Annotated in this window: 15 protein-coding genes; 9 read left to right on the top strand and 6 right to left on the bottom strand. The window is 72.0% G+C overall.

The window, feature by feature from the left end; genetic code table 11:
- The first annotated feature begins 151 nt into the window (after window positions 1–151).
- Window positions 152–1,162 (top strand): hydroxyacid dehydrogenase, encoded by a 1,011-nt coding sequence (locus BJ963_RS13050; RefSeq protein ID WP_179457109.1) that lies wholly within the window; start codon window positions 152–154, stop codon window positions 1,160–1,162.
- Here the strand turns inward: BJ963_RS13050 and BJ963_RS13045 are convergent.
- Together BJ963_RS13045 and BJ963_RS13040 are read right to left on the bottom strand one after the other, a co-directional pair.
- A complete protein-coding gene (locus tag BJ963_RS13045) occupies window positions 1,152–2,141 on the bottom strand; it encodes a diacylglycerol/lipid kinase family protein (protein ID WP_343037279.1) in 990 nt (329 codons plus the stop codon). The genes BJ963_RS13050 and BJ963_RS13045 overlap by 11 nt on opposite strands.
- A 301-nt stretch (window positions 2,142–2,442) precedes the next feature.
- Window positions 2,443–3,654 (bottom strand): MFS transporter, encoded by a 1,212-nt coding sequence (locus BJ963_RS13040; protein ID WP_179457108.1) that lies wholly within the window; start codon window positions 3,652–3,654, stop codon window positions 2,443–2,445.
- 57 nt (window positions 3,655–3,711) lie between these two features.
- Here BJ963_RS13040 and BJ963_RS13035 point away from each other — a divergent pair, with 57 nt between their 5' ends.
- Window positions 3,712–4,092: a MerR family transcriptional regulator gene (locus BJ963_RS13035; RefSeq protein WP_179457107.1), complete on the top strand. Its 381-nt coding sequence runs from the start codon at window positions 3,712–3,714 to the stop codon at window positions 4,090–4,092.
- Between the two features lie 25 nt (window positions 4,093–4,117).
- On the opposite strand, the gene BJ963_RS13030 is transcribed toward BJ963_RS13035, so the two are convergent.
- The gene (locus BJ963_RS13030; protein WP_179457106.1) at window positions 4,118–4,756 is read right to left on the bottom strand and encodes a TetR/AcrR family transcriptional regulator; all 639 of its coding nucleotides are present in this window, start codon (window positions 4,754–4,756) and stop codon (window positions 4,118–4,120) included.
- A 158-nt stretch (window positions 4,757–4,914) separates the two neighbouring features.
- Here BJ963_RS13030 and BJ963_RS13025 point away from each other — a divergent pair, with 158 nt between their 5' ends.
- The gene (locus BJ963_RS13025) at window positions 4,915–5,940 is read left to right on the top strand and encodes an aldo/keto reductase (protein WP_179457105.1); all 1,026 of its coding nucleotides are present in this window, start codon (window positions 4,915–4,917) and stop codon (window positions 5,938–5,940) included.
- A gap of 80 nt (window positions 5,941–6,020) precedes the next feature.
- Window positions 6,021–6,926, top strand: coding sequence for an esterase/lipase family protein (locus BJ963_RS13020; protein WP_179457104.1), 906 nt, complete (start codon window positions 6,021–6,023; stop codon window positions 6,924–6,926).
- A gap of 13 nt (window positions 6,927–6,939) precedes the next feature.
- On the opposite strand, the gene BJ963_RS13015 is transcribed toward BJ963_RS13020, so the two are convergent.
- Both BJ963_RS13015 and BJ963_RS13010 read right to left on the bottom strand, forming a co-directional pair.
- Window positions 6,940–7,476: an MOSC domain-containing protein gene (locus BJ963_RS13015; protein ID WP_179457103.1), complete on the bottom strand. Its 537-nt coding sequence runs from the start codon at window positions 7,474–7,476 to the stop codon at window positions 6,940–6,942.
- A 32-nt stretch (window positions 7,477–7,508) separates the two neighbouring features.
- Window positions 7,509–8,063 carry a cysteine hydrolase family protein gene (locus tag BJ963_RS13010; protein WP_179457102.1) on the bottom strand — a complete coding sequence of 185 codons (555 nt, stop codon included), beginning with the start codon at window positions 8,061–8,063 and terminating at the stop codon, window positions 7,509–7,511.
- Between the two features lie 52 nt (window positions 8,064–8,115).
- On the opposite strand from BJ963_RS13010, the gene BJ963_RS13005 reads away from it, so the two are divergent.
- Entirely contained in the window at window positions 8,116–8,553 is a 438-nt protein-coding gene (locus tag BJ963_RS13005; protein ID WP_218857080.1) for a MarR family winged helix-turn-helix transcriptional regulator, read from the top strand.
- Window positions 8,553–10,007, top strand: a complete 1,455-nt coding sequence (locus tag BJ963_RS13000; RefSeq protein ID WP_179457101.1) for an MFS transporter — start codon at window positions 8,553–8,555, stop codon at window positions 10,005–10,007. Before BJ963_RS13005 ends, BJ963_RS13000 begins: the two co-directional genes overlap by 1 nt.
- 4 nt (window positions 10,008–10,011) lie before the next feature.
- Here the strand turns inward: BJ963_RS13000 and ligD are convergent, their stop codons facing one another.
- Window positions 10,012–11,250 carry a non-homologous end-joining DNA ligase gene (ligD, locus tag BJ963_RS12995; protein WP_179457100.1) on the bottom strand — a complete coding sequence of 413 codons (1,239 nt, stop codon included), beginning with the start codon at window positions 11,248–11,250 and terminating at the stop codon, window positions 10,012–10,014.
- Window positions 11,251–11,467: 217 nt separating this feature from the next.
- Here ligD and BJ963_RS12990 point away from each other — a divergent pair, with 217 nt between their 5' ends.
- The 3 genes from BJ963_RS12990 (at window position 11,468) to BJ963_RS12980 (ending at window position 12,865) form a co-directional block, all read left to right on the top strand.
- Complete coding sequence (locus BJ963_RS12990) at window positions 11,468–11,896, top strand: hypothetical protein (protein WP_179457099.1); 429 nt, start codon at window positions 11,468–11,470, stop codon at window positions 11,894–11,896.
- A 32-nt stretch (window positions 11,897–11,928) separates the two neighbouring features.
- Window positions 11,929–12,243, top strand: coding sequence for a hypothetical protein (locus tag BJ963_RS12985; protein ID WP_179457098.1), 315 nt, complete (start codon window positions 11,929–11,931; stop codon window positions 12,241–12,243).
- 73 nt (window positions 12,244–12,316) lie between these two features.
- On the top strand, window positions 12,317–12,865 hold the full coding sequence (locus tag BJ963_RS12980; RefSeq protein ID WP_089916491.1) for a hypothetical protein: 549 nt from the start codon (window positions 12,317–12,319) through the stop codon (window positions 12,863–12,865).
- Window positions 12,866–13,000 lie beyond the last annotated feature (135 nt).

The following is a 13,000-nucleotide window of genomic DNA, read 5'->3' as shown; positions in this document are numbered from 1 at the left end:
CACTGGCGACTCCTCCTCGAGCGTCTCATCGTGAGTGTTCGTGTTCGACTGTGATCGTTCTGTTCGTATGAGACGGGCATGAGTATGTACTGGTGCTGGCGGCCGCGCAACACCCGCGCCTTCGCCGGGAGAGGGAGGACGGATCACGACGATGGACTCTCCGCAGGCGCTCGTCGTCATGGCGCGGGACGTCTTCGAGCGGCAGTTCGACGCCGCCCGGGTGGCGCGGCTCCGCCGGCTCGCTCGCGTGCCGGACCCCGTCTTCGCGGACGACCTGGACGATCCGGCCGTCGCCGGGCGCCTGGCCGCCGTCGACGTGCTGCTCACCGGGTGGGGTGCGCCCCGGCTGGACGCCGCACTCCTCGACCGGATGCCGAGGCTGCGGGCCATGCTGCACTGTGCGGGAAGCGTGCGCCCCCAGGTGACGGAGGAGTTCTGGAAACGCGGGATCAGAGCCACCTCGGCGGCCGAAGCGAACGCGGTGCCGGTGGCCGAGTTCACGTTCGCAGCGATCATCTTCGCGGGCAAGAAGGCGCCCTTCATCGCGGCGGACCGATCGACGCACGCGGACCACGGCCTCCACATCACGCGCTACGGCGAACTCTCCAACCTCGGCCGGACGATCGGCGTGGTCGGGTTCAGCCGGGTCGGGAGACGCGTCGTCGATCTCGTCCAGCAGCTCGGCGACGTCACCTGCCTCGTCGCCGATCCGTTCGCCGACCCTGCGGAGGTCAGGGCGTCCGGGGCGACTCCCGTCGCCCTGGACGAGCTTCTTCCCCGGGTGGATGTGCTCTCCCTGCACGCGCCGGAGCTCCCGGCCACCCGGCACCTGATCGATGCTCCCCGGCTTGCGGCGCTGCGTACGCACGCGACGCTGATCAACACGGCCCGCGGGAGCCTCGTCGACACGGCCGCGCTCGAACGCGAGTGCGCGTCCGGCCGGCTCAACGCGATCCTCGACGTCACGGACCCGGAGCCGCTGCCGCACGATTCGGTGCTGCTCCGCCTTCCGAACGTCCTGGTCACGCCGCATCTCGCCGGATCGCTCGGGTCGGAGCTGAAACGGATGACCGACGCCGCACTCGACGAGCTGGAGCGGTTCGCGGGCGGCCGCCCCTTCCGCGCCGAGGTGATGAGGGACGACCTTCTTCTCAGTGCTTGAGCCGCACCCGCAGCGTCAGCGCGTGGTGCGTCACGGTGAGGGTCGCCGCGATCACCGAGCCGTTCGGGTCGCCGTCGAGCTGGATGTCCTGCGGCTCGGTGAACCGCACCTGCAGCTTCCGGGCCTGGGCGTAGCGGATCGCGCGCGGTTCCGGGGTCAGGCGGCCGACGAACCGGCCGAAGCCGGTCCGGTGCAGCAGCCGGTTGAACGTGAGCCGGTAGCCGATGTTGGTCCAGCCGCCGCCGCGCCCCGGTCGCAGGATGACGGCGTCCAGCAACCCGTCGTCGATCGTCGCGGCCGGGATGAGCAGGAGGCCGGCCGTGAGGCTGCCCGAGTTGCCGACGATGACCGTGTGGGCGCGGGTGGACACCTCCGGCTCGTCGTCCAAACGGAAGGTGAGGTCGAACTGCCGGTTGCCGAGGATGCTGCGGGCGATCGGGTCCGAGTAGGCGAGCCAGCCGATCCGCTTCTTCAGCTTCTGATTCGTCTTCGCGGCCATCTGGGCGTCCAGGCCGATCCCGGCCATGACGAGGAACGCGCTCTCGACGACGTCGCCGTCCGGCCGCTCGAGGGTCGCGTGCCCCAGGTCGACCGGCCGGTCGCGGCCCGTGAAGGCGACCGTCACCGCCGCCCGCAGGTTGTTCAGCGGCAGGCCCAGCTCGCGGGCGAACAGGTTGCCGGTCCCCGACGGGAGGAGGCCGATCGGGATGCCCGTCCCCTCCAGCGCCTCCGCGGCGGCGCGAAGGGTGCCGTCGCCGCCCGCGACGACGATCAGGTCCGGGCCGGTCGCCGCAGCATCCTGAACGGCGCCCCGCCCGTCGTCGGCGGCGCTGGTTTCGAACCAGGCGGACTCCGCCCATCCGGCCGCGGCTTCCTCCGCGGCGACGGCGGTCCGCAGGGCGGCGACCTGCACCTTGCCCGGGTTGAACACGATCGCCGCTCGCCGATCCGGCGTCGACGGGATCAGGTCAGAGCTCACTGGACCACCGTACGCGGAAGCGGGCGGTGGGAAGGCATCGAGGGCCGCGAGCATCGACGGGAGCCCGGTGTCGGGTCACCGGGCCCCCGTCTCGCGAGAGCCGTGCGGCTCTCTGGTCTGCGACAGCTCGGGTGCGTCGCATCCCCTGTTGGTACGCCTGCCGCGGCGGGACCCGGGGGGAGGCGTACCCGACCGGCGATCACCCGGGCCTGACCCGGGTGATGCGCCGAAAGAATTCGGAGACAGCATCGCCGGGGTCTGGGGCGAACCCCCATATGTTCGCACCGATCCAGCGGCGCCGCTAGAGGCAGGAATGCCTGTGCCCTGCGCGGGCGATCAGGGCGGCGAATGCGGCCAAGGCGGCTCCCGTCAGCAGGAGGGCGACCGGCGCGACCGCCCCGCGACCCGCGGTCGCCATGAGCGAGCCGCCCAACGCCGAGCCTGCAGCGATCCCGATGTTCAGGATCACGACGAAGAGGCTGGTCGCCAGGGGGCGGAAGGTCGCGGACGCCGTCCTCGCCACCCGAGCCTGCAGCACGGGAGGCAGGCCGCCGATCCCGAACCCGATGAGGGCGGTTCCCGCTGCGGCCAGCGGCTGAGCGAGCACGGATCCCGGCGCGATGGCGGCGAGCAGGATCCCAGTGGGGATGGCCGCGACGAGGACGAGGAGGGCGGTCGCCGGATACCGGTCGCTCAGTGCTCCGCCGAGGAGGAGCGCGAGGCCGCCGGCGACGCCGGCCACCAGCAGCACGGCGCCGACGCCGTCCGGACCGATCCGGGCAGCGCCCAGCACCGGCACGATGTACGCGTACAGCGTCATGTACCCGGTGAGCAGGAGGGCTCCTGCCGACAGGAGCGCGGCCACGGGGATCGCCGTGCGATCGATGTCGCGAGTCCGGGTTCCTCCGTTCCGCGCTCCCGCCAGCCCGGGCAGTCCGACGGCGAGCACGAGAGCGGAGGTCAGCAGGACGCCGGCCGCGCCGAGGAAGGCCCACTGCCACGCACCCGCCGCGGCGAGGGCGGCCCCGACCGGAACTCCGAGGACGGATGCGAGGGTTCCGCCTCCGAGCACGATGGCCATGGCGCGGCCCAATCGCGCCGGGGGGACCAGGGTCGGAACGTAGGCGAAGACGACCGACCACGACACGGCGGCCGCGAGAGCTGAGACCAGGCGAGCCGCGAGAACGACCCCGAAGACAGGGACGACGGCGACGACAGCCGTCGCGACCGCGAGCACGACGAGAGATACGACCAGCAGCGGCTTGCGCGGCACGTGCCGGGTCACCCGCACGGCCGGCACGGTTCCGACGACGATCGTCACCGCCCACACCGCGACCAGCGAACCGACCGCTGAGGCGTCGACACCGAGGGTCGAAGACATTCCGAGGATGAGGGCGGGAGGGAGGAGCTCGGTGCTGACGGACGCGAACACGGCGAGCCCGAGACCGAGCAGAAGGGGCGTCCGTCCGCGGGCGGACGGAGGGGAGCCGATGCTTGCCGGAGATGCTGTCATGCTCGTACCGTAAACATTGACATCGATGAGAAGGTCAAGAGCATCGGAAGGAATGGCATGAGAATCGGTGAGCTCTCCCGGCGCACGGGTGTCGCCACCCGTCTCCTGCGCTACTACGAGGAGCAGGGGCTGCTCGCGTCGACGCGGTCGCCCAATGGATATCGGGACTATGCCGAAAGGGACGTCGAGACCGTCCTGCGGATCCGAGGCCTCCTCGCCTCGGGGATGACGACCCGGCTCATCCGTATGCTCCTCGACATGGAGGGCGTCCGCGGAACCGTGTCAGCCGCCCAGTGCAACCGGACGGTCGCCGGGGAGGTCGCCGAGGAACTCGCCCGCGTGGAGGAGCGACTGCGCTGCCTTTCGCAGAGCCGCGCCACCATGCGTGAGTGGCTGACATCGGCCGGCTACGCGGAACTCCTCGCCGAACCGGCCTGACGGGTCCGTCTGCCGCGTCGGCTGCTCAGAGCTCGTCGGCGGGCGCCCGCAGCCCGGCCAGCAGGATGCGCACCATCCTGTCCGCGCGCGGCGAGACCCCGCCGTGCGGTCCGGCGCCATGGCAGAGGTTCGCGACGGCGCCCAGGAGCTCCACCGCATCCACCTCCTGCTCGATGTCGCCGGCGGAGCGCGCGGACGCGAGGAGTCGCTCGAGCGTCGGGGCGAGGTGGGTCGAGAAGTAGTCGGCCAGCGGCTCATAGGCGGGGTCACCGGAGTGGAGCGCCGCGGCCAGACCGCGCTTCGTCCCGACGAACTGCGTGTAGCGCATGATCCAACGATCGAGGGCCTCGCCCGGCGGGGAGGCGGCCTCGATCTCGGTCGCGGCCGCGGCGCAGGCGTCGATCTCGGCGCGGAAGACGGCGGAGATGAGGTCGGAGCGCAGGGGGAAGTGGCGGTAGAGCGTTCCGACGCCGACCCCGGCCCGCTCGGCGATGGCGCGAACGGGCGCCTCGACCCCGGATTCGGCGAAGACGGACTTCGCGGCGGCGATCAGGGCGGTGACGTTCTGCCGGGCGTCGGAGCGCTGGGCGCGGCCCGGGGCGGCGCCCGTGCTCGTGTCCGTGCTCGCGATCGCGCTCGCCGGAGTGCGGGTGCTGGCGGCCATGGGCGGGCTCCTCGGGTGGGCAGGCGGAAGCGAGGGTGTTGTAAGTGGAACAGTGTTCCGGTACAGTTCGAGATATCCGGAGTGACGTTCCGCTTCTCCGAATTGTAGGGCACGGCCGCCGGCCGTGCCACGGTCACACCAGGTCTGGAGCAGAAGCAATGCAGTATCGAACACTCGGCCGCACCGGCATCAAGGTCACCCCGTACGCGCTCGGCGCGATGATGCTCGGGTCCCTCGGCAACCCCGATCGCGCGGAGGGCATCCGCATCATCCACCGGGCATTGGACGGCGGCATCAACGTCATCGACACCGCGGACCGGTACGGCGACTCGGAGGAGGTCGTCGGCGAGGCGATCGCCGGCCGCCGCGACGAGGTGGTGCTGGCCACCAAGTTCTGGGGTCCGGTCGACGACGACATCAACCACCGCGGCGCATCCCGCCGCTGGATCATGCAGGCCGTCGAGCGGTCCCTCCGGAACCTGCGGACGGACCACATCGACCTGTACCAGCTGCACCGGCCCGACCCCGACACGGACATCGATGAGACGCTCTCGGCGCTCACCGATCTGGTCCGCCAGGGGAAGGTGCGGGCGATCGGCTCGTCGTCGATGCGCGGCTCCGAGATCGTGGAGGCGCAGTGGATGTCGGAGCGCCGCGGGTTCGAGCGGTTCCGCACCGAGCAGCCGAACTACTCCATCCTCGACCGCGAGATCGAGCGCGAGATCCTCCCGGTCGCCCAGCGCTACGGCATGGGGACGCTCGTCTACAGCCCGCTCGCCGGCGGCACCCTCACCGGCCGCTACCGGGCGGGCGGCGAGAACGACAACTTCCGCTCGACGCGCACGGGGATGCGGCACTTCCGCGACGAGCGCCGGCTCGCGGCCGTCGAGCAGCTCATCGACCTCTCCGACGAGGTGGGCGTGAAGCTCACCCACCTGGCGATGGCCTTCGTGATCGCGCATCCCGGCGTCACCTCGGCGATCGCCGGACCGCGCACGATGGAGCAGCTGGAGGACACCCTCGCCGGCGTGGACGTCTCGCTGTCCGACGAGGTCCTGGACCGGATCGACGCGATCGTGCCTCCCGGCGAGAGCATCGGGGCGATGGACATGGTCTACCGCGGTCCGGAGGTCGCGGACGCGGCGCTCCGCCGGCGTCCCGTCGCCGCACGGTCGGCGGCGTAGCTCCGCTTCCGGGTCTGTCTCGGCGGCTAGGCTGTCGTCGCGCCGGAGGTGGCTCCGGTCTGCCGTCGGAAGGATTCGGTATGACCGATGTGGTGCTGGTCTCGGGTGGGGCCGCCGTGTCCCCGTTCACGACGCCCGAGCGGGCCGCCCGGTCCGGGCTGGCCGCCGGGAACTCCCTGACCGCGCTGCGGCAGGCGCTGCTGGACGCGGGCGTCCGCGTCTTCACGGCCCCGGCCGGCATCGGCCAGGGCGCCGTCACGGAGGACCCGGGCTGGCAGGGCTTCGGCGACGTGCCGACCGTCCTCCCGGCGGAGTGGACCATCAACGCCGTCGGCTCGATCGACGACGCGGGTGCGTCGCTGTGCCGGTTCCTCGGCCACCTCGCGGACGAGTACGGGATGACGGACGTGCAGCTGGTCGGGCACTCGATGGGCGGTCTGTTCTGCCGGTCCGCTGTGCGGCAGCTCCACGAGGGTGAGGTGCCGATCGCTCCACGCGGCCTGATCACGCTCGGTACGCCGTGGACCGGCTCGCTGCTCGGCGACTACGTGACCGGGGCCATCACCCTCGAAGACGCGCACGGCGACGCCTTCACCACCGAGGTGCTGACCCGGTCGGCGCAGTTCGCCCGCGACAACTCGCAGGGCGCGGCCGACGAGGTCGCGATCGGCTACCTGACCGGGGTCGAGGGATGGAACGCGCGCCAGGCGGGCGTGCTCGACGGCATCCCGGTGACCGTGGTCGCGGGCGACCGGTTCGCGGAGTTCGCCGAGCCCGAGAGCCTCTGGCCGCACGACGGGCTGGTGGCGACCCGCAGCGCCTCGGCGGTCGATGTGCCGGAGGGCGTGCTGCCTCATGTCGACCGGGTGCTCCGGCCGGATGTGCACAGCATCTTCTTCGCGGACGCCGCCGGGCTGGACTGGGAGACGGCGCTCACCTGGGATCCGGTCGTGCGCGATCTCGTGGTTCGCGCAGCGACGAGCTGACCGGCCGGCGGGATCAGACCGGAGCGAGCGCGGAGAACGGCTCCGCCGGGAGCCGCACCTCGATCGGGTCGCCCGGCCGCACCACGCCGCCGGTGACGACGACGGCCATCACGCCCGCCTTGCGGACGGTGGCGCCGTCGGCGTCCGTGCCGACGACCTGCTTGAGCAGGCCGGGCTCGAACCGGTCGATCTGCACGCACGGGTTGCGCAGGCCGGTCAGTTCGATCACGGCCTCGTCGCCCAGGTGCAGGCGCGTGCCCCGCGGGAGCCCGAGCAGATCGAGCCCGTCGGTCGTGACGTTCTCGCCGAGCTGCCCGGGCGCGAGGTCTGCCGTCACCTCGTCGAACAGCTCGCGGTGGATCAGGTGGACCTGGCGCAGGTTCGGCTGCGTCGGGTCGCGCCGCACGCGGGAGAGGTGCTGGACCGTCGCGCCGAAGTGCGCATCCCCTTCGACGCCGAGGCCGGCCACCAGCGTGATGGACTCCCGGGTCGGCTTCGAGAAGCGGTGCGAGCCGTCGCTGCTCACCGAGATCACGCGTGCGGTCGTCATCCCCCCATCGTGCCGCATGTGCGGCGGCAGGGTCAGAGCGCCGCGGCCCACTCGTCGACGGTCGTGACGGCGGCCTGGCGGGGGAAGATCTTCTCGGTGAGCACGCGGTGCACCTCCGGGTCGGGGTCGCCGCACGCGTCGGCGAGGACGGTGAGCCGGAAGTCGAGGTCGGCGGCCTGGCGGATGGTGGAGAGCACGACGCCGCCGGTCGCGATGCCGGTCAGCACGAGCTCGTCGGCGCGCAGGCCGCGCAGCAGCACGTCCAGGTCGCTGCCCGCGAAGGCGGAGACGCGCTTCTTCACCACGACCGGCTCCTCGCCGCGCGGCGCGAGGTCGTCGATGATCTGGGTGGCGGGACGGTCGACCAGCATGGCGTCGCCGGCGGCCGCCGCGCGCCCGCCGAAGGCGAGGTTGGAGGCGGCGACCTCCGGGTAGCCGGGGCGGAAGGCGACGCGGACGAAGACCGGCGGGATGCCGTGGTCGCGCGCGGAGGCGAGCGCGCGGGCGGCGGCCTCGACCGTCGGCTCGAAGCCGGGGCGGCCGGCGATGCCGTTCTGGAAGTCCATCAGAAGCAGGGCGGTGGTCATCGGGGTCCTCTCGAATCTAGACAGGTACAACTGTGCAGTCTAGACTGTCGATATGACTTCCGGGCAACCCGATGTGACACCCCAGCAGATCGCCGTCGACCTCCGGGCCGTCCTCGCGCGGCTGCTCCGCAAGCTGCGTGAGGCGACGGCCGACGCGATCACCCCCTCGCAGGCGTCCGCGCTCTCTCGGCTGAGCAAGGGCGGCGTCTCCACGGTGAGCGCCCTCGCGATGGCCGAGCGCGTCCGCCCGCAGTCGATGGCGGCGATCGTCGAGGCCCTGGAGGGGGTGGGCTTCGTCACCCGCAGCCAGGACCCGAACGACGGCCGCCGGCAGATCGTCGACCTGACCGAGGCGGGATGGGCGCAGGTCGCCGGCCAGAAGGAGGCCGGCCTGGCCTGGCTGGACGAGGCACTGTCGCAGCAGGTGTCGAAGGCCGAGCTGATCACGCTCGCCGCGGCGACCGCCATCCTCGAGCGGGTCCTCGACTGATGGCGCTGAAGCCTCCGCCGCCCGGCCGCTTCGATCGGCGGCTGCTCGCGCCGATGATGCTCGGCGCCGTCCTCAATCCCATCAACACCGCCATCATCGCCGTTGCACTCGCACCGATCGGCATCGCGCTGGGGGCGCCCGCGTCCGAGACGGTCTGGCTGGTCTCCGCCCTCTACCTCGCCACCGCCATCGGTCAGCCCCTGGTCGGCCGGCTGGTCGACATCTACGGGGTGAAGCGGCTGTTCCTCGCGGGAGGCGCCCTGGTCGCGGTCGCCGGTGCGATCGGCCTGGTCATCCCGGCGTCGCACGACAGCATCTGGTGGCTCGTCGCTGCGCGGGTCGTGCTGGGCCTCGGCACCTGCGCCGGCTATCCGGCGGCGATGCACATGATCCGCGCCGAGGGGCAGAGGACGGGCGTGGCATCGCCGGCCGTCATCCTCACCGTCCTCTCGGTGACGACGCAGACGGTCGCGGTCATCGGCCCGACCCTCGGCGGTCTGCTCATCGGGGCGTGGGGGTGGCGTGCCACGTTCGCCGTGAACCTCCCGCTGGGGGTCGCCAGCGTCATCCTCGGCTGGATCCTGCTGCCCCGCACGACGGGCCTGGAGCCGCCGCGCGACCAGCGGCCCCGCATCGACGGTCTCGGCATCCTGTTCTTCGCTGTCACGATGCTGGCGCTGCTGGTCTTCCTGCAGAACATCGCGGTGGCGACCCTCTGGATGCTGGCGGTCGCGCTGGTCGCGGGTGCCGCCCTGGTCTGGTGGGAGCTCCGGGTGGAGGCTCCGTTCATCGACCTGCGGGTGCTCGGTGGCAACGGGCCGCTGCTGCTCACGTACACGCGCTCGCTCCTCACCGCGACGATCTCGTACACCTTCGTCTACGGGTTCACCCAGTGGCTGGAGGAGGGGAGGGCGCTGAGCCCGACCGCGGCGGGCCTCGTGCTGCTGCCGGTGTTCGCCGCGGGGATCGGCGTGGCGCTCGCGTTCGGGCGGCGCCCGGAGGTGCTCTGGAAGCTCCTCATCGGGTCGATCGCGCAGCTCGCGGCCGGCATCCTCGTGCTGTTCATGGGCGGCACGACGCCCATCTGGTTCCTCGTCGTCACCATGCTCGTGCTCGGCATCCCGCAAGGCCTCAACAACCTCGCGATCCAGAATACGCTGTACCACCAGGCCGAACCGGAGCGGATCGCGTCCTCCGCCGGTCTGCTCCGCACCTTCTTCTACCTCGGCGCGATCGTCGCCTCCGTCGTCTACGGCAACGTCTACGGAGCCCACGCCAGCACCGGCGGCCTGCACGTGCTGGGCTGGGTCGTCGTCGGCATCTCCGCGGTGTTCCTGCTCATCACCGTGCTCGACCGCAGCCTCCGCTCCATCGGCCGGGAAGCGTCGGGCGCGTCCGCCTCGGATGCGCGTCAGCCCGAACCTGCGCGGTCGGGCGAACAGCCGCGGTCGTGAGCGGTCACCCGCGGCCGGGCCACTGCCGGCCCGCCCACGGGTCGTAGTCGGCGATGAGGGGCTCCTGCTCCGGGCGCTCGGGCTCGGGGACGTGCTGCAGGTTCACCCGGACGCGGTACCAGAGCGAGCTGGAGCCGCGCATCCCGTCGACCAGCTCGTCCGCCGGGTGCAGGCGGGCCGCGACATCCCGGTGGGCGGCCTTCCACTGCTCGAGCGCGTCGAGCGCCTCGGGCTTCGTCTTCGTGCGGGCGACCTCGATGAGGGGCATCTGCGACACGCGGCGGCCGGCGCCGTCACCGCTCCGCGGGGGCTTCTCCGACGGCCCCAGCGTCCGCGCGAGCGCGAGCAGGGCGTCCAGCGAACCGACGGCCTCGTCGATGCCGTCGTGGGGGTCGCCGCGCTCCGCGAAGCGGTCGAGCACGGTCCGGACGGTGAACTCCTCGGGGCGCCGTTCGCGCACCTCGTCCCAGTCCAGCGGGGTGGAGACCCGCGCGTCGGGGAGCGGCCGGATGGAGTACGCGGAGGCCACCGTGCGGTCTTTCGCGTTCTGGTTGAAGTCGACGAAGACGCTCTCGCCGCGCTCCTCCTTCCACCAGCGGGCCGTGGCGAGCCCGGGGGCGCGGTTCTCGACCTCGCGCGCCAGCGTTTCGGCGGCGAGCCGGACGTCCGCGAACCCCCACGTCGGAGCGATGCGGACCAGGATGTGCAGGCCGCGCGACCCGCTCGTCTTCGGCCAGCCGACCAGCCCGTTGTCGTCCAGCACCTCGCGGGCGACGAAGGCGACATCGACGATCTGCGACCAGTCGACCCCGGGCATCGGGTCCAGGTCGACGCGCAGCTCGTCGGGATGCTCGAGGTCCTCCGCGCGGACCGCATGCGGGTTGAGGTCGAGGCACCCGAGGTTGGACACCCACGCGAGCCCGGCCGCATCCCGCACCACGGCCTCCTCGGCGGACGTCCCGCTGGCGTAGTGCAGTGTCGCGGTGTCGATGAAGTCGGGGTGCCCCTCCGGCACGCGCTTCTGGAAGAACGGCTCCTGCGACAGTCCTTTCACGAACCGCTTCAGCACCATCGGCCGGCCGCCCGCTCCGCGCAGCGCGCCGTCCGCGACCGCGACGTAGTAGCGCGCGAGGTCGAGCTTCGTCAGTCCCGGCTCGGGGAAGACGACCTTGTCGGGGCTCGAGATGCGGACCTCGTGCCCCGCAGCCTCGAGGAACGTCTCGGACTTCTTCGACGGGCTCATGCCCGCCACGGTAGCCGTGCCCGCCCCGCCGGGCCAGGCCCGTCCCCGCCCACGACCTGCAGCAGAAACGGAGGACATCTCGCTGCCCGCGCGGCGAGCCCCCTCCCTTCCCCGCCGCTCCGCCGCGCGCCGCCCGGGATCACCTCCCTTCCCGCGACCGCCGGCGGCTCTGGGCCGCGGCGCGCGCAGCTGCTAGCGTGCCGTCGGGGGGTAAGCGATGCGACGGTGGATGTGCGCGACGGCGATGGCGGCGATGACGGCGGTGGTCGCGATGGGGCTGAGCGGGTGCGTGTCACCGCCGTCCCCGTTCGACGGCGAGCGCACCGCGCAGGATCGGGTGCCCACCGACCTCATCCCCCGGGTCGACGGCGGCGACCTGTCGACCTCGCGCTACCAGGGCAGTGTCGACGGCTGGGACCTCTACGTCCTGCGCGGCACGCATCCGTTCGGCGTCTGTCTCGCCTATACCGACGGCACGCCGGAGCGGTCGGGCGCGGCGTGCTCCGGCGGGACCTGGGTGCGGGCCGGCGTGCCGGGTGGCGACGAGTTCGAGGCGAACCTCAACGGGTTCATCGACACCCCGAAGCCCGGCGGGACCGTCCTCTCGACCTGGGTGCGCCAGGTGCCCCGCGGAACGGACCGGTGAACGGGCGTCGCGTTCGCCGACGCTGGCCGGCGGTGCTGATCGTACTGGCCTGCTGCGTCGTGATCGCGGGCGTCGTGACCGTCTTCGTGCAGGTGCACGCCGCGACGGCCGACTGGTGGCCGCGGGCCATCCCGACCCGGGTGCAGTACGACGACCGCGACTTCACCTGCGGCGACGACCCGAGGAGGGACGACGTCGGCCCTGACGCTCTGAAGGGGCTCGAGCCCCGGGGACGAACGATCGGCGGCGGTGTGATCTACGCGCCCGGCGGGTTCGACCTGCCGGATGGCATCGTCGTCTCGGCGGACGGCGAGCTCCGGGCCTGTCCGCTCAGCGGCGGGACCTGATCCCCGCCACGCCGCACCGTCCCGGCACGATCGACAGGGGCGCACAGCGCCCGCGTCGGACACAATGGGTGCCATGGGATCCATGGACCTCAACCCGCCGGTCGAGCGCGACGACGTCCGGGTCCACCGCGCGCTCTGGCGGCACTGGGGAACGCCCGCCGCGATCTACGGGACCATCGTCTACGCGAGCGTGATCGCGGCGACGGCGGTCGACAACGAGGACAGCGGCTCGGCCGTGCAGATCCTCGTGTTCAGCCTGGTCAGCATCGTGGTGTTCTGGCTGGCGCACGTGTACTCCGACGCGCTCGGGTTCCACGGCGACGCCGACCGGCTGAGCGACCGGATGCGCGACTCGCTGCGGCACGCCCTGTTCGAGTCGAGCGGGATGCTGGAGGCCGCGGTCATCCCGAGCATCCCGCTGCTCCTGGCCTCTCTGCGCATCCTCCCCGCCGACCTCGGCGTCTCGCTGGCGCTGTGGCTGTGCGTCCTGCTGCTGGCCCTGCTCGGCTTCCTGGTCTTCCATGTGCGCGGACGGGGTGTGTGGGCGTGCCTGGTCGGGGCGGTGGTGACGGGCCTGTTCGGCGTCGTCGTCATCCTGCTCAAGTCGTTCCTGTCGCACTGATCGTTCCTGTCGCACTGATCGTTCCTGTCGCACTGATCGCTCCTGTGGCACTGACGCGCGCGCACGCATAACGCCGCGGACGCCTGCGCGGAAGCGTGCGTGACGCCCTGTGACGGCGGTGAAACAGAAGGACAC

It is taken from the genome of Leifsonia soli, from assembly GCF_013408745.1.
In the GTDB taxonomy this organism is placed as follows: Bacteria; Actinomycetota; Actinomycetes; order Actinomycetales; family Microbacteriaceae; genus Leifsonia; species Leifsonia soli.
This window is presented reverse-complemented; position numbering and strand designations above follow the sequence as displayed.